This window comes from Selenomonadales bacterium, assembly GCA_018335585.1.
Classification (GTDB): domain Bacteria; phylum Bacillota; class UBA994; order UBA994; family UBA994; genus UBA994.
The window spans coordinates 1-23113 of record JAGXRZ010000063.1; the positions used below are offsets into that span (position 1 = coordinate 1).

The window sequence follows — 23113 nt, forward strand, 5'->3', positions numbered from 1 at the left end:
TTCACGATGTACATGCTCATAGTCTGGGCGTCTGCGTAACGGTGGCCCCACAGAAGAACCAAAAAGGAGCTCATGAAGTTCCCCATTGGCGAAGTCCCCTTTGAGAGGCCAACTTACGCCGACCTCCTTGGCCCGGCTGAGGACCTTAGCTACTGTGTTGCGTGAGCAGTTGCAGGACGCAGCGATTCCTCGCCGACTCAGTCCCTGCATGCTCAGTCGCAAGATTTCCCGGTAGTCTGTCATATCCCTTCCCCCTTAGAATTCGTTTCACTGCTGCACAGTGAACAAGTCCATTCTAACGGGAAGGCTGCCCTGTGGCTCTCAACTACCGAGACGGTGGCTCAAAACTTCCGTGGAGGTGGCTCAAACTGACCGTATCGCTAGCCCAATTTGGGGCGTAATACTCACGCACGCGTGCCCGGTTTGATCACGACCCGGTGGTCGAGGCTGAGGCTATCTTGGCTAGGTACGTTGACAAGCCGCCGGTCCGATTCGGGAGAGGTCGAGCTTTCTATTCGCCGAGCGAAGACTATATCAGCTTGCCGCCTATAGGCGACTTCCCGGTGGTGGCCGAATACTACGCCACTCTCTTCCACGAGCTAGCGCACAGCACGGGTCATGGTTCGCGGCTGAATCGTCCGAGTGTTGCCGAGCCGGGGAAGGCGGCTTTCGGGTCGGAGCTCTATGGCAAGGAGGAGTTGGTGGCGGAGCTGGCGGCGGCCTTCCTAATGGCGGATGCGGGGATGGATCGGGAGATAAAAAATAGGGCTTCGTATATTGGCGGCTGGCTTGGCGCAATAAAGCAGGACGTTCGCCTGATAGTGTCTGCAGCAGCTCTGGCGACGAAAGCCACAGAGTATATTCAAGGGCAACGGAATCCTGAACGAGATGCGGACAGGGACGGGGAAGGGTTTGAGCCGCCGGAGGCAGTCGTACATGTGGCTGAGGAGTGCGGGACGCAGACTTCTACGGTAGCTCTGCCGGCAAAGAAGAGGGGCCGGAGCTCGGTAGACCGATAATTGTGCCCTATATAAACTTTAGAACGGGGGGCAAACGAAATGGAACGCTATGGCAATGGACTCGTGCTGTATACCCACGACTGCAAGACTTCAGCAAAATACCACCTCAATAAATACAAGCATTGGGCCAAGCAGGTGCACGCAGTCGACATCACAAAGACCGATGGATATGCCTTTCAAGGCGAATTCTTAAGTGTTGCCCGAGAGCACAAGCTTCCTGTGGGCAGCTTTGTGGTTGAAGTCTGCGACGCGACTATCACGGCCTACAGGCTGGACGCCGACGGCAAAGAACGCCTCGCCAGCAGGAGCACACGGTCTATGTCGTCTTTAATTCAGATCGTCGCTGCGGCTCTGGAAGAAAACAGACCCAAAGAAGTGCAGCAGGGTATCGGAACTGAAGCGCTACTGCGGAGACGCGAAGAACTGCTTAAGGAACTGGAGTCTATCGAAGCTGAGATCGCGAGAGCCACGGGCAGGTTGGAGAAAGAGCACGCACCTTTAGAGGGCGGGGAGCGGCACACGAAAGAGGACAATGCAGACTGGCAGCCGCAAAGGAAGAGGGATTTGGGCGCTGTTGATCGATAGTCTAAAAAGAGGGGTAGGATTACCCCTCGGAGCGTTTTTCGAGGGCTGTAATGGGCGTATATCGCGTCGATTTTTTGGGTTGGATTGGGAGAGACAATTGGCACACCCAATCCTCCGCAGGCTACGGATACGGTGTGCCTAGGGGAGACACCATGCCCTCTCTGCTCGGACCCTCTGGCCTGCTCCCTTCGTCCGCTACGGCCTCTGGCCTGCGTCGGCTCGGGCATCGTGTCCGGGGGAACGGCAAAGGTGGTTTATAGTCCTCGCCTGCGGCTGCGGGGAACGAGAGAACGGTCGCTCCGCGCTCACTCGAACCCTGCGGCTGTATTGTTCAGGGTGTCTGTTTCGCGGGTCTCAGCCGCAGGGTTGCGGGTATTATAGCGCCGTTTGCCTGTCAATGGGTGAGCATATCCTCGCCGGTTGCCAAGTGCCGGCTGCGGTATCCCTCCCTAGTCCATTGACAGGCGGGAGGAGGGGGGCTGACGGCCGGTGGGAGCTGGCGGCGCGGGTGTCGCTGGGTGCCGCGGGCAGGGTGATGGCAAACAAAAAAGGCCCTATCGCATCGGATGGGGCCTCCTATTTACCTGCCGGACATTTGTTAGTCGCGTACCGACAAGCGACGATATTTACTGTGATGTCCTAATTCTCGGCTATGTTCTGGCCCCTGTCAAGGGGGGCAACCTAGGGCTTAAATTGAAATGGCGGGAAGAGGGCGGTATACTTTAGGAAGAGCCTCAGAGTAAAGGGTGATCGTGTGCACAGGTTAGAAGTTGGTGGCTTATTCTTCCCTACTCAAACCAAAATGCAGGAGGGGGCATACCTCGAATACACCGAATCGGGGCCGATGCTGTTGTTGGCGGTTGGCAACCCGTCTGCTAAGGAAGTTGAAGCCGCAAGACAGGGCCCTCTTCGCTTTGCGCTTTATGAGACGGATGTGCTGCTGTGGTTCTTGTATCACATTGAAGGTTTTGGTTCGTGGTCGGACTGCCCCTTCTCGATTCGCTTGTATGACGGTCAGGGTAAGCGCTTTGACTGGTCGGAGGAAGTAGTCGAGGGGACAGGCCTTGCGCTTAGCATAGTATTGGTGGACGCTCAGACTGGGATTGTCAGGGCACTGCGCCTAGTCGCTCTGCCCACGGTCTTTTCTCGCGAGTTCAGGGCCGCGATTCTTCGTCAACTGGAGCGACCGTTTTCGGCGGAGGCTTACTACAGGCATATTGATCAGACCTATCGTATGTATAGCACAGATGCCTTGGTGCAGCGAGCGCAGTTCAGATCATAGAAATTTGGGAGCTATGGAGATTCGTTAATGGAGGGGTCGCTTGGTGGCCGAAAGAACGTCAGCCCTTAAACCGAAACTGCTCCTCGCTGAGATGTCTCGCAGGATGCCTACTGTCTGGGAGCAGATCAAGTACTTCCGCAAAGGAAAAGGGAAAGAACTTCCCGACTGGCCAGAGTGGTGCTACTTGCCCGTCGCTGGCGGGTATGCTATTGCCACTGCCGGGGGGCCGCCTAATGCCAATCTATTCGACCCACTGTTAAGCCCCGCATCTATCACGGCGCTTGCCGCATGGCGTGTTTCGCAGGGCGTATACCGCTTCGATGCTGACTTGTTCAACTCATTGGTTGCTCAGCCCCTTGAAAGCCGACTGCCCTGTGAGGCGTTTAAGCGATTACCGGAGTGGTGTGTGTACATCGAAACATATGGCCTGCCTTTCTTGGATGTGCGCACAGAGGGCTTTTTCGCTCACCTTGAATGGGATGCTAACGACGGCAGGATTGAGCTCCGCCTGCTTATAGTGCCTGAGGAGCGACCAAATATCGCTCTCGCGCTGCATCTAGGCGACTGGACGCTCGAAGAGGGCATGCGGAGGATGCGGGTTGAGGCAGAGAAACATGCTGGCGCCTTCCCGCAGTTCGAGAAGACGCATGCAGATGCGATAGTCCCATTGTTGCAGCTGCTACTGTACCTCTGCGCCGACAACGCCGATATGCCAGTCAGACCCGAGCACCCATCCACCCGTACCCGGATGAGCGGTCAGGTTGATGTGCCGAGGGATGTGCGTCTCTGGACGGTTGGCGAGCGTATCGGAGCTGGCATCCGCAGGTACCGCAACGAGCATGCACAACAGCAGGATGACGGCGCTGAGTCTGCTATGCGAAAGGACGGCTTCCGCCACGGGCCGCGGCCTCATGTCAGGCGGGCGCACTGGCACCATTTCTGGACGGGGCCAAAAACAGGCGAGCGTAAGCTAGTGCTACGTTGGCTGCCGCCGATCCCCGTTAAATATAATGAGGTCGACGGCCCGGTGGTTATCCATAAGGTTCAGCGGGATTAATGCAACGGTGCTATTAAAAGGGGTGGGTGTGTGATAGAAAACGGAACAGCAGATTCACGGAGAGAGCTAGTTCGGGTGGATGTCGACCTCACACCGTTCTTGGCGGAGGCCCTAGCAACCAACAAGAGGGTTCGTAAAGAGATAGATGCTCTTTACCAGCAGGATAGGTTGCGTTACTTTGAACTCGCAAAGAATAGCCCATGGTACACTCACGTGATAGTAACATCGGCCAGCCTAACGACCGAAATGTACGCTAGGCGGGCATTAGGACTTCTCGCGGGGATGGATGCTCCGCAGTTAACCGCGTTATTTCGCAAGGGGTGGCCGCGGGTCGCTAAGGCTGTATTTCGTGCGCCAGTCGTTAGTGCTACGATCGTCTCAGATGCGATTCCTGCTGCGGAGCGAGAACTGTTGAATGACGATGAATTTAACGGCTGTGCTGTCGTTGTGTTGGCGCTCGGTCAGCTGCTGGGCAAGCCTATGGCCACCGACTCCATAACCTCAGGTCTCATTCAAATACTACACGGGCGCCTTAAGCATGCGGCGGGCGAACGACGTTTTGACTACGGTCAGCTTAGCGGTAAAGAGCGACAGGCGGCGAAGCGCGTTGCTAAAGACGTGCGGCGAAAAGCGGGGATCTCGCCTCGGCTGGGGGCCCGCATTCTATACGAGATGGATGATCGTCTAGCCGTGACATGGAGAGACGCCTTCGAGTTCCTTTTCGATGGCGAGGGCGTGGCGGAGGCTATTCTGGATGATGCTTTATTAGACGAGGACGGCCTAGACGAAATAGCGGCCATCTATAACATGTGTTTCACCGCGGATTCTTTAGGGTTGGCGGCTTCGGGTGAGAATGCTCGTCTTGTGGAGTTTACGGTGGCCGCGATCTACATAAAGCGGTTGGTGATGGCCTATAAGCAAGTGAAGCAGACGTTTTGGGCTAATACCGCAGAAGTGCTCTACCCTGAACTGAACAGCCTCACTCAAGATGTCTCAATGCTGAGGGAAGAACATGCGCGATTGGTACAGGAAAACGTCGCCCTACGGGAGCAAAACGTGCATCTGCAGAAACTCGCGTACTCTGAGTATGACCGTGCTCGGGCTGAGAGCAGAGACGCTATTTATCAACTGGGTGCGGAAATGGGCCAGTTAAAGGCGCAGGTTGAGGCCGATCGGCGGGAAATGGCTGCCTTGCGCGAGCTGTTCTTTGATCTCTCCACAGAGACCAATGTCGTAGCCATGTCTCCCGAAACAGACCCGGCGCCCTATCTGGCTAAGTTGCGAGGGGTGAGGGGCCTTATTGCCGGCGGCCACGAACGGTGGCAACAGCGGATTAAGACGCTTCTGCCGCACTTCACGTTCATACATACTGATGTCCTGAACTTCGACCCGCAGCTCTTCGCGGGGGCAGACGTTGTGTTTGTCCACTCCGGCTATGTCTCGCACGGGTTCTACTATAAAGTGATGAGTGCGTTGCGTTCTTTCCCCGATGTTGCTTTGCACTATCTTCACGGTACTAACTCTCTGCGCACCTTGAAGGAGATGAGTGCGGCGGTTGGTGAGTTGCCATAAAATGAAGGACGAGGGGGCGGGGTTCTGTGGAAACCGTCGGCAGTGGAAATTACCTGTCAAACAGAGAGTGGTTTAGAGATGCGTTAAGGGGACAAAACGTTATCCTATGTTACACATCTGCCCTAGAGTGCCACCAGCTCTTTCTTGGCTACCTAAACGAAAGTCAGATTGATGTTTATGCCTTGGACAAGGGAGAGTACTCAAACATCAATTACCATGTTGTTGAGAGTTTTGAGGGGATAGAGACCGTTCGCTTTGACGACTTGGTTTGCACCTCAGTAAACCAGACGGTCAATGACATGCTTGCCGACTTCGATAACATTGATGAACAATCGCTTATAGAGGCGTTGTGGTACTACTATGTAACGCATAACAAGAGCTTCGACGGGCTAGATATTTCCCCACAGAATATGGCGCGCTTCGGCTCTATAAAGGACTGGGCTGTTGGGTACAAGGAGGAGTGATGATGACGGAGCGCGAAGCAGTGCTGTACCAGATGATGGGGGCATTCTATAAGGCGGGTCTTCCGTTAGTGTTTAAGGGCGCTTTGGTTGTTAAGGCAATTATGAGTGAACGCGGCTTTAATTTACTTGAGAGAGAAACGCATGACATTGATGCTAACTGGGTCAGCAACCCGCCTGCAATGGATACGTTGGTTTCAGCGATCAATCAAGTGCTGCATGACGAGATGAGTAGTTTTAAGGTCGCTTCCATCCAGGACTATACAGAAATGCAATCCGCGTGCTTAGGGGTGACTGATACAGAGACCAACGTCCGTTATGCCACCATAGACATTAAGGTCAAACCCGGCACCAAGCACGCTGTTTACTGTGTTAATGACGTTAAGTTTGAGGGAGTCATGGTTAACGAAATCTTAGCTGACAAAATTTCGGTGCTTTCAGGCAACAAGATCTTTAGGCGTGCAAAGGATTTTATAGACGTCTATGCCTTGTCTCATTGTGTTGAAATAAAGGTGTCAGACATTATCGATACTTGTGGAAAGGAAGGACGCACTTTATCGCCCTTTAGCGAGTTTTTAAACCGCAAGACAGAGCTTGAACATGCCTATAACAGGTTGCAGCGCATAAGGGGTAAGCCCACTTTTGAGGAAATCTACTCATACATGGCAAGTTTTCTGCGGGCATTTATAGAACGATCCTCAGAGGACTTAGTGTGGAATAGCCGGGATCATGCTTGGGCCAAAGGCGATAGACATCCAAAGAAGCGAGCGGCAGATCGCTAGCGGCGAGAACAAACGGGGGCGGCCTCCTGGCGCTCTCCCGGCGAAGAGCGGACTGGTGCGGGCAACGAGGCAGCTGTTGCCCTGGGCAACTTTTGGAAGGGTGTGAGATGCGGCGATAGAGCACCGAGGCCTTAAGTTGCTCTATGTGAAGGCCGACCGCTACAAAGACAAGATTGCAGCAGCATGTCCGTTAAGCGCACGCGAGGCCAAGAACCTTGACGAGTATTTCAAGATAGGGCTTACCTTCTCTAGCAATGCTCTGGAGGGCAACACGCTGACCATCACCGAAACTAAGGTGCTGCTTGAAGACGGGCTGACGGTAGGGGGGCAAGCCTATACGAAGAACACAAGAAATACCCCATCTCTTAAGATGGGGTATTCCATTTATGGGGCCGTGCGATTAGCCTGTCCCAAACCGACGGCGCCATTCGCGGTCAATGGGGGTAAGGAGAAATGTTCTGCGCTGCAACTTGGCCAAGCTTGCTTTTCGGTTAACACAACCTTATAATCTGTCTAGAATGAATTAGCTGAATCTTGACCCAAACATTTTTGCGGGGTCACCCTTTACTGAAAGTCTTTGAGGAAGTAACGGTGCTTGGTAGCGCCTAAGTAACTGGTAGTTGCTACAGAGTAGCCTTCTGAAAATCATCTAACGGAAAGGTGGTGATTGTTTTCCTAGTGCTCAGGAAGATCACAAAGACGTAATACGTGATTACAAGGAGGAACAAGCTAATGATTACGAAATTGCAGGTCAAGGCTATCGCGGTGTCTATGGTGCTAGTGTTAGTTCTAGGTCTCATTGGATCCGCAGGGGTCTCGCCACAAGTGGAAGCATTATCGACGACGGACTTTGCCCTAGGCCAAATTCTCGTCGGGTTCCGTCCAGGGACTCCCGCACTTGATGTTGCCTCGGTACATGCGTCCAACAACGGACAAGTGCGCGAGGTTATTGACAGGATCGGTGTCCAAGTGGTGCGTGTGCCCGCAGGAGACGAACTCCGCGCGGTGGCCAGATATAGGTCTAACCCCAATGTGCTTTTCGCGGAAGTGGACGGCATTGTACATGCTCTAGGTTTTACGCCTAACGATCCGATGTTGCCTAATCAATGGGGTCTTTCTAGGGTGGAAGCTACATTGGCCTGGGGTGTAACCCGCAGTAATTCCACGATACGGATAGCTATTCTCGACACGGGGATTGACGCAAATCACGGCGATATCAGCCCTAAGGTGGTTGCCGCGCGGAATTTCTCCACCAGTAACACGGTAAACGACCGGAATGGTCACGGCACCCACGTAGCTGGCATTGCTGCTGCTGTCACGAACAACCTCAGGGGCATCGCAGGGCTAGGATTCGACTCGGTGCTGATGAACGGCAAAGTGCTTGGGGATAACGGCAGCGGAACGTGGTCATCTGTCGCCAATGGCATCATCTGGGCAGCAGATAACGGCGCGCGCGTCATCAATCTGAGTCTTGGCGGCACAAGTCACTCTACTACGCTCGAAAATGCAGTAAATCATGCGTGGGGGCGGGGAGCAGTCATAGTGGCTGCCGCAGGCAATAGCAATACCAGCACCCTTACATATCCGGCTGCCTATGCCAACGTTATTGCCGTAGGCGCTACAGACCAGAATGATGCCCGTGCATCCTTCTCTAACTTTGGCACTTGGGTCGATGTAGCAGCCCCCGGCGTAGATATCCTGTCCACAACTCCTCGCGTCGGAAGAACTGACCAGTATGCCACAAAAAGCGGTACTTCAATGGCTGCACCTTTTGTCGCTGGATTAGCAGGACTGGTTTGGACTACCGGATGGGGCACGAGTAACACTGCGGTGCGCGACCGAATCCAAGCGACGGTTGATCCGATTGTTACCGACCAGCCTATTGGCGGTCGTATCAATGCAGCTCGTGCGGTGGGAGCAAGGTAGCGTGTCTAACGACTCTGGTAGCGTAGTGGACGGCGCGCTCGGCGATCTCAAGCCGCGCGAGCGTACTGTAGCTGTCCAAGCGGCCCGTCGGGCAGGGGCGCATCTGGCAAACCGCCTAAAAGTTAATCCAAGTGAAATCACCCTGCAGAGGGTGATCCCAGGCACGTGGCCCGATACCAGTCTCGGTTGTCCAGAGCCCGGCTGCCTATACGCCCAAGTGCTCACAGCAGGCTACGTGGTAATTTTGGTCCACGGAAAGGATACGTACGAGTATCGGACAGATGGGAAGCAAAGCCTAGTTTGTGTCGGACTCAAAGATGGTAATCCATGAGCCTAGGCATAGTGGGCAGGGCTACGGGCGACACTGAGCAACCTAGTTGGTCCGCCTAAAGGGGGTGAGCATCTTCTGTACAAAATCTGGCTAACTCGTCTGTCTAATAAACTGTCGACAAATGCTAGGCAATTGAAAGTAAGCAGAAGGAGTTGTGATCATGTCACGTAAATTATTGGCTATCTTATTAACCGTAGTTTGCATTTTTTCGTTGGTAGTCACATCAGGCGCCAAAGTTCACATCGTTGAAGAGGATGTCCCCTTCTACGGCGATCTCGATGGCAACAAACTTTCAGACGATCTTGATGACGCACTTGCTAAGACAAAGCCTGGGGAAAAAATATCCGTTATTGTTGTTCTCGACAGAGCCCCTCAGGACGAAGTATTGCACGACCTCTCGCTCGGTGCTGCTGAACTGAAGGGTCGCTGGGAACATGCCATTCAAGGCTTTGCGGTGGAAATGACACCGGGGCGCATTAGAGCCATGGCCAGACATCCTTTTATTCAAAGAATTGACTTGGAGCGCACATACCATGCTCTCGGCTTGGGATCTGCCACAACGTGGACCGGTGTTCAAGCTGCACGTAGTACATATGCTGTGTGCGGCGATCGCGATGGCAATCGGCTTACCTATTCCAGAAATGATGTCGTGATTGCCATTCTTGATACCGGTATCCATGCGGGTCATGTTGACCTAGACGGTGGCAAGGTCATCGGCTGGTTCGATGCCATCAATGGCCGGACAACGGCTTACGATGATCAAGGCCATGGAACGCATGTGGCCGGAATTGCCGCCGGCACGGGAGAGGGCAACAACGTTGACATAGGTGTCGCGCCTGGTGCCGCGCTGGTCGGAATTAAGGTGCTTAATCAGCATGGGTCTGGTACCACAACGCAGATTATTAACGGCGTCAATTGGATGATTAACAACAGAACCACTTTTAATATTCGTATCGGCAACATGAGCCTAGGTTCTTCTGGTTCGTCAGACGGAACCGACAGCTTATCTCAAGCCGTAAACAATGCGGTCAACAACGGCATTACCATGGTTGTCGCGGCAGGCAATTCAGGTCCTGCAGTTCGCACAATAGGTTCCCCGGCTGCAGCCGCTAATGCGATTACAGTGGGTGCTCTCCATGCCCCGGGCGACAGAGGGTGGGCACTGGCAGCCTTCTCTAGCAGAGGACCCACAGCAGACAATCGTATTAAGCCAAACATCACCGCACCTGGCGCTAACATCAATGCTCCCTCTCACACAAGCTCGACAGGGTATGTTAGCCAGAGTGGCACTTCCATGGCCGCTCCCTTTATCGCGGGAGTCATAGGGCTCATGCTTGACGCCAACAACTCTTTGACTGACAGCGGTATAAAAAATATTCTCTACGCACCCGGCAACCTGAGAGACTTCGGACCGTCTGGTATGGATAACGACTTTGGCTCGGGTACCACCCTTCCCTTTAACGCTATCCGACAAGCGGGAGGATTTACCTCAGGGAGCTTTTCCGATAATCTGTCTATTGGTTTCGGATCCGGTACACTCTCTGGCACTGGCGCAACGCAAAACCATACCTTTAGCGTGACAGCCACAACTGCGCCGATTGCTATCACGTTTATCCACTCAAATTGGTCTACCTCCGTCGACTTTGATATACGCTTGCTCAATCCAAGCGGGACGGTGGTGGCCTCCTCTACCGGTACCAATCGTCAAGAAACCATTCGGTTTCAGCCTAGTGTAACCGGTACCTATACCCTGAGAGTAAACTCGCATGCAGGGTCTGGCGGGTATTGGTTTAATGTGAGTCGGCGGTAGACCAAATTACATATCAGGCTCTCCGTGAATAGTTGGAGGAGCCCGCGATTTTCAATTCTCGCTCTGGGAAAGTAAACCTGCCTTCATCGCCACGCCCCATAAAAGTGGAGTGGCGATGTTTCTTGAGGTGATTACTGCGCTCAGCAAAGGTTGACGCATAGTCTCGCAACCCTCTCAAACCCTTTGCCGAGCAATAGTTTTACACCACCAAAACTTTGATTTAATTGTATCGTAGTGAAGCCTCCAATATAATACCTCTGGGTCATGGAAAACATAGGACAAAGGAGGTAGTTTTGTGCGGAAACCAGTCATCGCGATTCTCGCCTTTATCGTGTCCCTGAGTCTATTGTATCCTGCTCTGGTGCCAATGTCTCGCGCTTTTGCTACTGCGCCAAGCACCGTCTCTGCCCAGGTAATCAGTGTATTTGACGGTGACACCATCCGGGTGCGTCTTTCTACCGGCGTCGAAGAGACCGTACGTATGATAGGTATTGATACCCCCGAAGTAGCTAGGGATGGAAATCCAGCGGAACCCTTTAGTGCAGAGGCGACAGCGCTCGCCCAAACGCGCCTAGGTGGAAGAACCGTTTTCCTCGAAATCGGCGCCAGGTCACGTGATGCTTTTGACCGTTTGCTGGCATATGTTTGGGTCGAACAACCACTAAACACGACTGAAGCAGAGATTAGGGCCAAAATGTTCCAAGCGGAGATACTGCTGCGGGGATATGCGGAGATACTAGCCATAGAGCCTAACATCAAGTACATCGGCCCGTTTGTTAACAGCTTTGAGCGAGAGGCGCGCACCCTAAGGAGAGGAATTTGGTCACTCGTTGCACCGACCGGAATGGTGGTTGCCTCGCTGGATTTAATTGCTGAGGTGGTAACCGTTACAAACCAAGGCTCGACGAGCAGGGATATTTCTCGCTGGGTGCTGTTTAGTGATATCGGCGATCAAACATATACTTTCCCCCGCGGAACTGTTGTTCCGGCGGGAGGAAGCATTAGGGTCGTCAGCGGATCTAGGGCTACTGCAGGCCCAGGGCAGCTGGTCTGGACTAGATCTTATATGTGGAGCAACAGCGGGGATCTTGCAGTCCTACGGAATAATGCCGGAAATGTGATTTGTCGACTTTGGAGGGCTCCTTAAAGATTTGGCAAACCACACGCCTTGTGGAGCATCTTTCCATGATTCCATTAACAGCAACATAACACGGACAGCTATCCCGTTGCGGGATAGCTGTATTGCTACTGGGATCAACATATATACCCCTTTAGATTGCTGCCTGCCTGCATAATGTCAGAGGTGAGCCTTAGGAGTTTTAGAGTGGCAATTAGGTACTGCTTCTACTACTAAGTGATGAACGCATTGCGTTCGCCCCCGCCGTTGCTCTAAACCATCTCCACGACACAAATCGTTTACGCATCTTGAAGGAGATTAGCACTGCTGTTGACGAATTGTAGAACGCCACCAATGCTACTCGTATGGCCATGCTTGGCTACTGCAATTACAGCGTCAGCCGCGGCGCACGAAGGGAAGCGCGGGACGCAGACCTTACAGGGTATCCAGGGCCATAACAGATGCCACTTGATTTAAAATTGGCTCTAGTGGTGGAGCGAACGAAGACTTTGCGGCTACTTTCTTCATCAATGCAACCTTTTAGTCGGGTAGGCATTATAGTAGTGACAATGTAACTGTGCAGAGATGGGCGTAGCTTACAGGGTCAGGTTGCAGGGCATACAGACATAGTTACTAAGGAATTATGAAGGAGGTAATGGAAACTTATGAAAAGAAATTTAGTGTTGGTGGTTGCTGTTGTGGCGCTGGTTGCCGTTGTGGTATTTGCCGCGATGTCTTTTCTCCGCCCTGAGACTAAGGCTTACGCCACTCTGCAGGTTAATCCGCAGTTTGAGTTTGCCGTTGATCGTGACAACCAGGTTATAAATGTGGTGGCATTGAGCGAGGATGCAAAACAGGTAATGAGTGACCTTAGGCTCGCAGGTCGTGACCTCACCGAGGCATTGAAACTGGTAACAGAAAAGACCATAGCGCTTGGGTTAGTTGCACCTAATATGGAGTTTGTGTTCTTGTTGCGCCCTGCGACTGTCGGAGTGGATGTGCAAATGCTAAAAGAGCTGGCCACAAGAGCTAAAGAGTCGATCAGCGCAAGTTTACTAGCTGCTAATCTCAACACAGAAGTCAAGGCTGCGGTCATCTCCAAGGAGATGTTTGAGTTATGGAAGGGCAACAGGTACCTGCTTGAGGCTTATGCAGACTTGGCGGAGATGAATGTCTCCGAAGCAGTAATCCGCGAAATTCTCACGCTAGCGGAGCAGGGACTAGTCGACAAAACCAAGTTTGAGGAAGAGCTACACACCGTTGTCGCTGCCATGACCGATATGATCGAGGCAGGTCTAAACGAAGAGCACGCCCTAGCCTTCTTGCGTAGAGCACTGGCTTTAGACAGCGAACTCGACGAGTTGTCTACAATTGCCGCCGCACTCATAGACGTGCACGAAGCTGGCGGCAATCCGGAGCATCTCTTAAAATTCATGGAAGAGGCGCTCAGGAACGGCGTTACACAGGAGACCATGCTGGCTGAGCTGACCACGGTAGCGGCAGCATACATTGACATGGTCGAAGCAGGCTTGACCCCCGACGTAGCCAAGAGCCTACTTGCCGAGGCTATGAAGGCGGATCCCGCGCTTCTGGAAGTGACCACCGTTGTTGCAGCCGCAATTGACATGGTAGAGGCAGGCCAGACAGAAGCCGAGGCTATAGCCAAAATCCAAGCAGCTATAAAAGCGGATCCTTCGCTAGATACCTTAGGGGAGCGCCTTGGCGTTAGTGATAAAGACGCTGATAAAGCAAAGGATCAAGCGGACTCCGCAGAGGATACAGAAGGAGGTGGCGAATAGAAGCCAGAGAACTGATCCCCCTCGATGAAACTACATGGGTGAGTGCGGAACGTTGACTTAGTAGTCCGACTTTGCAGGATCGTCAAGAGTGCGGGAGAAGCATTTGGCTTCTCCCACTTTTATGGCTTACAATCTGGGTGCGACTTTACGTAACCTTGTTCGTTCAATGGAGTCATAGGCGCTCGTCAAAATCAGTAATATCGCTATGTTCCTCCTGAGACCCGACAGTAGCAGGCAATACCCCCACTATGTCGGATGACAATCGGTCGATCTAGGGGTAATGGCCACATTGACACCACTAAGTAATTTGGAATATTCTATTACAAAACGAACGGTGGTGAATACCATGCCAGCAAGACAAGATGTCACACGACTTAGGCCAATTCTATTTGGCATACTTGCGCCTAGCTTCCTAGTTGGCGCATTGGCGCTGTTGTTTGTGTTGACCTTTACCGACAACGTTGGCGGGTTGTTGCGGAGCAAAGTAGAGATGACGGTGATAAACGTCGAGGAGCGGGTAGAGTCTGCCTTAGCGCGCGACTTAGCTATTGGCGAAATGTTTGCCGCGCGACCACACCTTTTGTCTATGTTGAAGCAAGGAAATATGACCACTGTGCAAAGCCACTTAGAGTTTTTTGTAGAGCACCTCGCGCAAATAGAGCGCGTAACCATCGTTAACACGCGTGGCATCCAGGTCGCCAACTATCCCTTAACACCCGAGACCCTTGGTATGGACTTCTCCCACCGCGACTACTTTGTGAAGGTAAGCCAGACTTGGGAGCCGCATGTGTCTGAGTTCTTTATGCGCGTCTCGCCGCCGCAGCGCTACGTTTTTACCATTTCGGTGCCGCTAATTTATGAGGGCACGCCTCTCGGCGTCCTAAACATCCAACCTCACGCCAACTACTTCGGTAATCGTCATGCCAGAGGGGGACATCACCGTCGTCGACAGCCGAGGGCGGTTGGTGTATTCGTCTGTCGCAAACATTTTGGCCGGCCCGCTAGATATCTCTACCTTGCCTGTGGTGCAGCGCCTGATGCAAAGGGAGAGCGGTTTTATGGAGACTGTTGACCCTGAAACTAAGCAGCCCACCTACACCGGCTATCGGGCCATCGGTGCCCATGGCTGGGGCATACTGGTTGACATCCCTCTGCGGGTACTGACGGCGCCACTTCGGGAAACGCTTGGCTGGCTGCTGCCGATTACTTTGTTGGCCGTGATGCTCGGCGGGTATGGCGGTTACCGTTGGGCACTACAACTAGAGGCAGAGAAAGTCATCTCCCTGCAATTGCGAGCACACACACGCGACCTTGCGGCATTGAACGAGGACATGACGATTCTCAACCAGCAACTAGCCGTAGCCTCAGACGCTAAGTCAGACTTTCTTGCCAGCATGTCGCACGAGCTAAGGACTCCGCTTAATTCTATCATTGGCTTCTCGCAAATCTTAGAGGATGGCCTGACCGGTGAGCTCAACGACAAGCAAAAAGAGTACATCGGGTATGTACTAGCTAGCGGGAACCACCTCTTGGCCCTCATTAACGACATCTTAGATGTGGCTAAAATAGAGGCAGGCAAGGCAGAACTGGAGGTGTCGCCTTTCCCGCTCCGCTCTGCACTAGAAGGTGCGGTAGCCAGTCTAACCGATAAAGCAGAAGCGCGCCGCCTCAGCCTGACGCTTGTTGTTACTCCAGACGCCGACATTGACATTCTTGCTGACGAGCGTAGGTTTCGGCAAATCGCGCTCAATCTCTTGAGCAACGCCGTGAAGTTCACTCCGGAAGGAGGGGCTGTGACTGTCAAAGCGCAGCGCTTCGCTGGCAGCGAGTTAGCCGAGCTCGCCGCGGGCGATTACGTTGAAATCGCGGTAACTGACACGGGGATAGGCATTAGCGCGGCAGATCAGGCGAAGCTTTTCCAGCCGTTTTCACAACTTAAATCCGGCCTGAGTAAGAATGTATCGGGGACGGGTCTTGGGCTCGCACTTACCAAGAAACTTGTGGAGATGCATGGCGGGGCCATTTGGCTGCAAAGCGAGCCGGGCAGGGGCAGCACATTTACTTTTGTCCTGCCCGTTAAGTCGCTTACGCAATAAGTGAGGAGACGATGCTTATGAAGGTGTTAATTGTCGACGACAACGAGAACAACATGACATTGCTCCGCGATCTCTTGCGCTTTCACGGCTTCGATACCATAGAGGCGAAGGACGGAGCCGAGGGCATTGCCATGGCCAAGGCGCACCGTCCCGATCTAATCTTACTAGACATTCAAATGCCGGGTATGGACGGCGTGACTGCGCTAAGAACCCTTAAAGCAGCAGTGGAGACAGCAAGAATCAAGATTGTGGCGCTTACTTCGTCAGCAATGAGGGGTGACAAGGAAAAGTTCCTAGCGGAAGGCGCTGACTACTACATCTCTAAACCGATTGACACACGGGAGCTACCGCAGTTGCTTAAACAACTTATGGGCTGAGGAGGGATTTGCTTGTGGGTTAAGCCCGTTGTATTGTGCGTTGACGATGAGCCGCAGAACTTAAAACTCTTAGAATTTACACTTAGTTCCGCAGGGTATGAGGTGCTGCTAGTATCTAGCGGGTCTGCGGCTTTAGACAAAGTTGCTCGCGTGCGGATTGACCTTATCCTACTAGACGTGATGATGCCGGGAATGAACGGCTACGAAGTCTGCACGTTACTTAAGCAAAATGAGGTCTTCCGCCATATCCCTATTATCCTCCTCACTGCTTTAACAGCGCGTGACGCAAGGATTAAGGGCATAGAGGCTGGAGCGGACGACTTCATCTCCAAACCCTTCGATTACGCAGAGGTGTTAGCGCGAGTTAAGGTGTTGCTCCGGGTAAAGGCGCTAAACGACCAGTTGGTTCATGCCTACGAGAGTGTTAACTCACTAACTTTGTTAGGAGAGAATGTAGTACGGTCTTTAAACCCACTGTCTTTTGATTATCTAACTGCCATTGATAAGCTAGTGAGCCAGTTAATTAGGCGTAGCCCTGGTGACTTATATAGTCCCACCGTCATGCTTCTATGCCTCGGCGAGGGTAGTGGGGAGCGCCGTTGGTTTAGTTACCATGCTGTTAACGGCAGCGTAAGCCGCACAGAGCTTCATCTAGGCTCGTCGGGCGACCCCTTCTTGGATGAGCATACGGGACAAGCCGGGTACAGTAATTCACCCCCTGTAACACTGCAGGACTCGCCCTTGTGTGCACAGCTAAAAGATAACGGTGTGGCCTGCGACAATTATGTCTACCATATCGACCGCGAGTTAGCAGTGTTTGCGCTAGGTTACGGGCGTGAGACAACCCCTCATGACGTCATTGTGCTAGAAAACGCCGTGCGACAGATAGTGTTCATCTCTTCACTCTCTCGGCAGTTGCAGGACACCGAGAATGCGTTCGTTTACACGGTGCATGCACTGGCACGCGCAGCCGAAGCGAACGACGACGATACAGGAGAACACATCCTGCGGCTCGGTAGTTACTGCGCTCTCTTGGCGGAAGAACTCGGTGCTCCTGCTAGTTTCGTAACCGACATAAGGTTACAAGCCCCGCTACACGACGTAGGCAAAATTCACGTCCACCCTGACATTCTGCGTAAGCCTGGGCCGTTAAATGATGCTGAGCGCGCCGAGATGCGCCAGCATACCTTGTACGGCGCGAAAATTGTGGGAGATCACTCTCGGCTAGCGATGGCGGCGTCTTTGGCCCTCACCCACCACGAGCGGTGGGATGGGAGTGGGTACCCTAATGGTCTTAGGGGCGAAGAAATTCCCTTTGAGGGGCGAATCTTAGCCATAGCGGACCAGTATGACGCCTTGCGCAGCAAGCGCCCTTATAAGAAACCCCTTTCACACGACGATGCGGTTCGCATCATAACTAAAGGTGACGGCAGAACAAGCCCCGAGCATTTTGACCCACGCGTGTTAGCAGCTTTTGCAGCCCTTGCCCCGCGATTTGCCGCAATCTACAGCGAGCTTACTGTTTAAGCCGGTCGACACGTGCAGGATGCACAAGGAGTGAGTACATGATGTATGCCGATGTGACGACTTTGACCACAGTTTTTTGAGCGTAGACATACCAAGCACAGCGATGAGCGCATTACGTTTAGACCCCGACGCTACCTTTCACTATCTCGGCGACACACCCCATTCTACACATTTTCACGGCAGATAGTGTTGTGGCCGACAAATTGTAGAGCACCGCCCTAAAATAACACCATTGCGGTTGCCGATCAAGGGGCAGCTCCACTTGGAACCCGTGCCCTGTCCGCTGTTTCAACTCAGTCTACGCTGATGTTACCCACGATGGGAGGAGAACGACATGAGGAACTCAATTGTCACAACCCTTGCTCTGATTGCGCTTGTTATAACAGCTATGGTTGCCACGGTTGCCTATTATCGCGTAACAGTCATTGGTGGGGAGGACGCCGCGTCTCGGCTGACAATAGCTAGGAACTTATCAGAACTGCGGGCTTTACAGAATGCGAGCATGGTCTTTAAACAGATAAAGGTCGATATGCGCGACTCAATATTAGACCCGCAAAGATATACTTTCTACGAAAAGCGGATTGCAGAACTCACTAGACAGCTGGAGAGCCATGTGCAGGCTCTTGAGGAGAACGCTTCCACACCTGCGCTTGCAGGTATCGTCAGTAGCTTAAGGGCAGAACTCGAAGCGTTTTATGAAGTTGGTGGCCGCATCCTAAATCACAGCCGTGCCCGTAACTCGCGTGCGGCCACCGCGCTGTTGCTTGCTGAGTATATTCCTCTTGGAGAGAGAATAGTTGAGAGGATGCATCTCATTAATACCGAACTAAAAGGTGCCTCCGACCAAGCTTTAGCTAGCTTGCTGGCCTCGGCAACTGCCGCTAACCGTGCGACGATTTTTAACGTGTTTCTTAGCATTCTTATGCTGGCAGCAGTTATTGCGTATGTGTACTTTGGGATAGTTAAACCAATGATCCGAATCAAGAGCGAGGTCGGGAAGCTCGCCAACGGGGATCTTTCTTCAAGTTATGAGCCGCTGCGCGACAAGAGTGAGATTGGGGATCTGTCTCGGGCGCTTTGTTCTACTATCGCTAATCTGCGCGGGCTGGTGGCCGCAGTGCAAAAAGCGAGTACGGCAGTGGCCACTGAAGCGCAAGGCCTCAACGGCTCTATCAAGGAAGTAGCCGTGGGGAACAACAGCCAAGTCGGAATCAGCAAGGAGATTTCGCAGACACTAGAGCATCTCGCGGGCGCGACGCAGGAGATTGCGGCTAATGCTCAGAGCGCCGCTTCGTCAGGAATCACGGCAAGGGATGCGGCACAGGACGGAACAGTGAAGATTACCAAGGCAATTGACACTCTAAAGACCGTACAGGAGAGCGTGCTTAGCCTTTCGACAGTTTCGACTCAGATCGGGGGCATGGCAGCTGTAATCAACGACATTGCCGACCAGACAAATCTGTTGGCGCTTAACGCGGCGATTGAAGCCGCGAGAGCTGGCGAGCACGGGCGGGGCTTCGCGGTTGTCGCCGATGCCGTGCGCAACTTAGCTGAACAAAGCCGCCAGTCAACTCGCGAGATTAGAGATCTAACGGGCACTGTATTAAAGAAGATCGACAGTGCAATTGCGCTAAGCACCGAAGGTGCAGAGGGGGCCAAAGGGGCGCAGGAGGCCTTGGCTAATATAACCTCAAGGATTAACGATATCGCCATGACAATCGAAGGTATATCGGCTGCTAGCGAAGAGCAGGCTGCTGCGGCCAACGAGGTAGCTTCTTCCATGGACAACTTTGGCGGGATTACGCATCAGGTTGCGGCGTCTTCCCAAGAAAGCGCAACGACGGCTCAACAGCTTAGCGAGTTAGCTGCCGAACTCCAGCGCGCCTCTGACAAATTCAGAATGTAGAGCATATCGCACGATGCCGCATGGCGATTCAAAGAAAGGGCGTGCACTCCCGTGCTTAAGGTTCTTGGCGAGCACTCGCCCTCGCAGCTAAGCGAAGGAGCAAGTAGAGGTAGGCAGGTAGCCACGGCTTGCAGTGGCAATTACGCAACGCATAGAGCATGGCTGCTAGATGTGTTGCGGGGTGAAAACGTTGTTTTGTGCCGCACTTCTGCTTTGGAGTGTCATGGGTTATTCCCTGGCTACCTTAACGAAAAACAAATTGATGTGTATTCCTTGGATCGAGGGAAGTACGAGAACATCAACTACTTTGTCGTCGATACGTTCGATGGGATTGAGGTTGTCCACTTTGGCGGCATAGCCTGCACGTCAATCAATCAAACGATTAATGACATGCTGGCTGATTATGACAACATTGATGAGCAATCGTTTATTGAGGGGCTAGGCTCTTACTACTTTATGAACGGTGAAAGTTTTGAGGGGCTGGACATTGAGCCACGGAACATGGAGCGATTCAACGCCGTCAAGGATTGGGCTATTGGCTACTGGGATGAAGATTGAACGGTAGATCACGAAAGGGTGTGTTTGCGGGTGACATATGACCGAGGCATTGCGTTGCTTTATGAGAAAGCCAACCGCTATAGAGATAAGATTGCAGCTGCACGTCCGTCAAGTGCACGCGAGGCCAAGAACCTCGACGAGTATTTCAAGATAGGGCTTACCTTCTCTAGCAATGCTCTGGAGGGTAACACGCTGACCATCACCGAAACGAAGGTGCTGCTTGAAGATGGACTGACGGTAGGGGGCAAGCCTATAAGAGACTACTATGAGGCGACCGGCCACGCAAAGGCCTACGACTTCATGCTGACCTTAGCAAGAGACCGCAACACTCCGCTTTCAGAGGAGCAGATATTAAAACTCCACAGGCTCTTCTATGCTCTCCTTGACGAAGACAACGCCGGGGTCTACCGTCAGGTCAGCGTCTTTATCTCGGGAACCGACTATGTGCCGCCGGGACCGGATGTGGTGCCTGCCGCGATGCAGGTTTTTGTGGGGGAAATGAATGCACTGAGGAGATCAGTTCATCCTATCGAGTATGCGGCACGCCTTCACAAGGGCTTGGTCGACATTCATCCGTTTGTCGACGGTAATGGCCGCACGGCGCGCTTGCTCATGAACTTAGCGCTGGTCCAAGATGGCTTTGGTATTGCCATCATCCCGCCAGTGCTCCGCGGGGAGTATATCGATGCTCTGCGTGCGGCGCAACGGGCCAAAAATCCGGATGATACGCCATTTTTGAGGCTCATCGCTGAATGCGTGATTGAAACTCAGAAGGACTATTGCCGGTTGCTCCAGTTGCCGACGAGGGACGAAATCGGGGAAGGCTTGTTGCGCACCTGACACCACCCCGGCCTGCCCGGCAGGCGGGTGCTTGACGCAGAACGAGGGCACGGATACTATTAGGTGGACAATCGGTTTAATCCACGGTGTTTCGCCACCTATAAGAGCGAGTCGTGTATCCGGGTGTTTCGCCACCGACAAGGGCGAGTGGTCTATTCGGGCGTTTCGCCGCCGTTAAGGGCGAGTTGTAATGCAACAGGCACGGGCCAGCCGTGCCTGTTGTTTTCGACGCAAGGCCCATTAGGGTATCCCCTAGTGGGACTGTTTGGCGTTGTCCCGTAGAGATTGAGCCGTATTAAGTGGGATATCCCAAATCATTTTGTGAATTCTTTGGTACAGTGCAGGGATACAGGAGAGGTGGAGAGAACTATATGCTAGTTGGATACATACGCGTTAGCACTGCTGAACAAAACACGGCTCGACAAGAGTCTTTAATGCGCGACCTTGGCGTCGAGAAGGTGTTTGTTGACCATGCCAGCGGGAAGGATTCTGCTAGGCCGGAACTCAAAAAGCTCCTCGACTTTGTGCGGGAAGGCGATTCGGTGGTCGTGGAGAGCGTGAGTCGGTTTGCGAGAAATACGCGCGAACTGTTGCATCTAGTGGCACTGCTGCATGAGAAGCGAGTGGAGTTTATCAGCCGAAAGGAAAACATCGACACGAATTCTCCCGCCGGCAAGTTTATGCTGACTGTTTTCGGGGCTATGGCCGAGCTTGAACGGGATTATATACTCCAACGGCAAGCCGAAGGCGTAGCGATCGCCAAGAGGCTGGGAAAGTATAAGGGCCGGAAGAAAATCGAGGTCGAAAAAGCTAAATTCCGCAGCGTTTATGAGGACTGGAAGACAGGGAAGACAACGGCGGTCAAGGCGATGGCCCGACTTAACCTTACGCGAAGTACATTCTACCGACGAGTTCGGGAGTATGAGGCGGGCCAATGATGCGCCCTGGTTCGGTTGTTCGATTAGCAATGTCGGAGCGTCGCATCAATGTGACAAGGAGGTAGCTTTATGACGCGCGATGATGGTAACTTGCCATCGTTTTCAGTAGTATCATACTTCTGCGGCTGTGGCGGTTTGGATTTGGGCTTCCGCGGGGATTTTCAGTATCGGGGAGAGGCTTACCCAAAATTACCTTTTGAGATAAAGGCGGCATTCGATAACAATGCTGCATGCATCGAAACCTACAATCGTTTTTTTGGCGAACACGCACAAATGGTAGACTTATCTGCTGCTGACGCTAGAACAATTGTAACCTCCGATTTGTTGATAGGGGGATTCCCTTGTCAAGAGTTCTCCTCGTGTGGGCCTCTTGGTGGGCTTGACTCTGAACGAGGGCAACTTTATAAAGCGCTCATCAGGTATATGGAGGTGCACCAGCCAAAATTAGTAGTCGGAGAAAACGTCATCAACCTAGAGCGAATGGAAAAGGGTAAGGTCAAGGAGGCTATTGTCAACGAGCTCCAAGGGGCCGGGTATAAAGTCGAGGTGTGGAAGCTTTACGCTCCCGACTATGGTATTCCTCAGAGACGAACCCGGTTGTTCTTTATTTGCGTGCGTGCCGACCTCGATGGGTTTCCGGCGCAACCAAGGGCTGATTTCATACACGAACAGCGGAGTATTGAATGGGCTATCGGCGACCTGGTGGAGGTGACGGATGAGAGTGTTCCTAACCAGAGTCAGTATTTCGGGGCGTCGAGGGCGAAAAGGGGGAATGGGCAGGGTGATGAAAGCAGCAAAAGGGACAAGCCTGCATATACAATACGGGCCAACCCTAAGTCGCGAGTTCAGTTTCATTACTCGCTTGACCGTCGTCTAACAGTCAGAGAGTGTGCGAGGATTCAGACGTTCCCAGATGACTTCGTTTTCACTCATGCTGCCACTTCAAGCATATCGCAAATAGGCAATGCGGTGCCACCAGTGCTGGCTTATCGCGTGGCATCCTCCATAGCTGAATACATGAAAAGATTAAGAGAGGTGTAAAAAATGGGGGGGCATGCTTCGGTTGATATTACCCCAAAACCGCGAATTCTGAGGACGCTAGGAGATATTCCGTTTCAGCCGTGGCAATG

Annotated in this window: 22 protein-coding genes and 1 pseudogene; 22 read left to right on the forward strand and 1 reads right to left on the reverse strand. The window is 52.8% G+C overall.

What is annotated here, in order from left to right:
- Positions 1-102: 102 nt before the first annotated feature.
- Positions 103-243 (reverse strand): annotated as a pseudogene (locus KGZ66_11480) (helix-turn-helix domain-containing protein).
- A gap of 215 nt (positions 244-458) precedes the next feature.
- On the opposite strand from KGZ66_11480, the gene KGZ66_11485 reads away from it, so the two are divergent.
- The 22 genes from KGZ66_11485 to KGZ66_11590 all read left to right on the forward strand — a co-directional run bounded on the left by KGZ66_11485 (position 459) and on the right by KGZ66_11590 (position 23024).
- A complete protein-coding gene (locus tag KGZ66_11485) occupies positions 459-1019 on the forward strand; it encodes a hypothetical protein (protein ID MBS3986207.1) in 561 nt (186 codons plus the stop codon).
- Between the two features lie 39 nt (positions 1020-1058).
- A complete protein-coding gene (locus tag KGZ66_11490) occupies positions 1059-1604 on the forward strand; it encodes a hypothetical protein (protein ID MBS3986208.1) in 546 nt (181 codons plus the stop codon).
- 754 nt (positions 1605-2358) lie between these two features.
- Positions 2359-2886 carry a hypothetical protein gene (locus KGZ66_11495; protein MBS3986209.1) on the forward strand — a complete coding sequence of 176 codons (528 nt, stop codon included), beginning with the start codon at positions 2359-2361 and terminating at the stop codon, positions 2884-2886.
- A 40-nt stretch (positions 2887-2926) separates the two neighbouring features.
- Positions 2927-3943, forward strand: a complete 1017-nt coding sequence (locus KGZ66_11500) for a hypothetical protein (GenBank protein ID MBS3986210.1) — start codon at positions 2927-2929, stop codon at positions 3941-3943.
- 30 nt (positions 3944-3973) lie between these two features.
- Positions 3974-5515: a hypothetical protein gene (locus KGZ66_11505; protein ID MBS3986211.1), complete on the forward strand. Its 1542-nt coding sequence runs from the start codon at positions 3974-3976 to the stop codon at positions 5513-5515.
- 26 nt (positions 5516-5541) lie between these two features.
- Positions 5542-5979 carry a hypothetical protein gene (locus tag KGZ66_11510; protein MBS3986212.1) on the forward strand — a complete coding sequence of 146 codons (438 nt, stop codon included), beginning with the start codon at positions 5542-5544 and terminating at the stop codon, positions 5977-5979.
- Positions 5980-5981: 2 nt separating this feature from the next.
- On the forward strand, positions 5982-6758 hold the full coding sequence (locus KGZ66_11515; GenBank protein ID MBS3986213.1) for a nucleotidyl transferase AbiEii/AbiGii toxin family protein: 777 nt from the start codon (positions 5982-5984) through the stop codon (positions 6756-6758).
- A 136-nt stretch (positions 6759-6894) separates the two neighbouring features.
- The gene (locus KGZ66_11520) at positions 6895-7266 is read left to right on the forward strand and encodes a hypothetical protein (protein MBS3986214.1); all 372 of its coding nucleotides are present in this window, start codon (positions 6895-6897) and stop codon (positions 7264-7266) included.
- A 224-nt stretch (positions 7267-7490) separates the two neighbouring features.
- Positions 7491-8684: a peptidase S8 gene (locus KGZ66_11525; protein ID MBS3986215.1), complete on the forward strand. Its 1194-nt coding sequence runs from the start codon at positions 7491-7493 to the stop codon at positions 8682-8684.
- Between the two features lies 1 nt (position 8685).
- The gene (locus tag KGZ66_11530; GenBank protein MBS3986216.1) at positions 8686-9015 is read left to right on the forward strand and encodes a hypothetical protein; all 330 of its coding nucleotides are present in this window, start codon (positions 8686-8688) and stop codon (positions 9013-9015) included.
- 160 nt (positions 9016-9175) lie between these two features.
- Positions 9176-10825: a S8 family serine peptidase gene (locus tag KGZ66_11535; GenBank protein MBS3986217.1), complete on the forward strand. Its 1650-nt coding sequence runs from the start codon at positions 9176-9178 to the stop codon at positions 10823-10825.
- Between the two features lie 295 nt (positions 10826-11120).
- On the forward strand, positions 11121-11972 hold the full coding sequence (locus tag KGZ66_11540; protein MBS3986218.1) for a thermonuclease family protein: 852 nt from the start codon (positions 11121-11123) through the stop codon (positions 11970-11972).
- A gap of 635 nt (positions 11973-12607) precedes the next feature.
- Positions 12608-13741 (forward strand): hypothetical protein, encoded by a 1134-nt coding sequence (locus tag KGZ66_11545; protein MBS3986219.1) that lies wholly within the window; start codon positions 12608-12610, stop codon positions 13739-13741.
- 346 nt (positions 13742-14087) lie between these two features.
- Positions 14088-14813 (forward strand): hypothetical protein, encoded by a 726-nt coding sequence (locus tag KGZ66_11550; protein MBS3986220.1) that lies wholly within the window; start codon positions 14088-14090, stop codon positions 14811-14813.
- Entirely contained in the window at positions 14800-15837 is a 1038-nt protein-coding gene (locus KGZ66_11555) for a hypothetical protein (protein ID MBS3986221.1), read from the forward strand. Before KGZ66_11550 ends, KGZ66_11555 begins: the two co-directional genes overlap by 14 nt.
- Positions 15838-15854: 17 nt before the next feature.
- On the forward strand, positions 15855-16214 hold the full coding sequence (locus tag KGZ66_11560) for a response regulator (GenBank protein ID MBS3986222.1): 360 nt from the start codon (positions 15855-15857) through the stop codon (positions 16212-16214).
- A gap of 12 nt (positions 16215-16226) precedes the next feature.
- Positions 16227-17741, forward strand: a complete 1515-nt coding sequence (locus tag KGZ66_11565) for a response regulator (protein MBS3986223.1) — start codon at positions 16227-16229, stop codon at positions 17739-17741.
- 334 nt (positions 17742-18075) lie between these two features.
- Complete coding sequence (locus tag KGZ66_11570; protein MBS3986224.1) at positions 18076-19647, forward strand: methyl-accepting chemotaxis protein; 1572 nt, start codon at positions 18076-18078, stop codon at positions 19645-19647.
- A gap of 51 nt (positions 19648-19698) precedes the next feature.
- Positions 19699-20205 (forward strand): hypothetical protein, encoded by a 507-nt coding sequence (locus KGZ66_11575; GenBank protein ID MBS3986225.1) that lies wholly within the window; start codon positions 19699-19701, stop codon positions 20203-20205.
- A 30-nt stretch (positions 20206-20235) separates the two neighbouring features.
- Positions 20236-21045: a Fic family protein gene (locus KGZ66_11580; protein MBS3986226.1), complete on the forward strand. Its 810-nt coding sequence runs from the start codon at positions 20236-20238 to the stop codon at positions 21043-21045.
- A gap of 371 nt (positions 21046-21416) precedes the next feature.
- On the forward strand, positions 21417-21983 hold the full coding sequence (locus KGZ66_11585; GenBank protein ID MBS3986227.1) for a recombinase family protein: 567 nt from the start codon (positions 21417-21419) through the stop codon (positions 21981-21983).
- Positions 21984-22052: 69 nt separating this feature from the next.
- Positions 22053-23024, forward strand: coding sequence for a DNA cytosine methyltransferase (locus KGZ66_11590; protein MBS3986228.1), 972 nt, complete (start codon positions 22053-22055; stop codon positions 23022-23024).
- The last annotated feature ends 89 nt before the right edge of the window (positions 23025-23113 follow it).

Coding starts and splice junctions, on each gene's coding strand:
- KGZ66_11515 (MBS3986213.1), top strand. CDS start 5,982: ATGACGGAGCGCGAAGCAGTGCTGTACCAGATGATGGGGGCATTCTAT.
- KGZ66_11545 (MBS3986219.1), top strand. CDS start 12,608: ATGAAAAGAAATTTAGTGTTGGTGGTTGCTGTTGTGGCGCTGGTTGCC.
- KGZ66_11570 (MBS3986224.1), top strand. CDS start 18,076: ATGAGGAACTCAATTGTCACAACCCTTGCTCTGATTGCGCTTGTTATA.
- KGZ66_11535 (MBS3986217.1), top strand. CDS start 9,176: ATGTCACGTAAATTATTGGCTATCTTATTAACCGTAGTTTGCATTTTT.
- KGZ66_11550 (MBS3986220.1), top strand. CDS start 14,088: ATGCCAGCAAGACAAGATGTCACACGACTTAGGCCAATTCTATTTGGC.
- KGZ66_11525 (MBS3986215.1), top strand. CDS start 7,491: ATGATTACGAAATTGCAGGTCAAGGCTATCGCGGTGTCTATGGTGCTA.
- KGZ66_11490 (MBS3986208.1), top strand. CDS start 1,059: ATGGAACGCTATGGCAATGGACTCGTGCTGTATACCCACGACTGCAAG.
- KGZ66_11555 (MBS3986221.1), top strand. CDS start 14,800: ATGGAGACTGTTGACCCTGAAACTAAGCAGCCCACCTACACCGGCTAT.
- KGZ66_11585 (MBS3986227.1), top strand. CDS start 21,417: ATGCTAGTTGGATACATACGCGTTAGCACTGCTGAACAAAACACGGCT.
- KGZ66_11590 (MBS3986228.1), top strand. CDS start 22,053: ATGACGCGCGATGATGGTAACTTGCCATCGTTTTCAGTAGTATCATAC.
- KGZ66_11560 (MBS3986222.1), top strand. CDS start 15,855: ATGAAGGTGTTAATTGTCGACGACAACGAGAACAACATGACATTGCTC.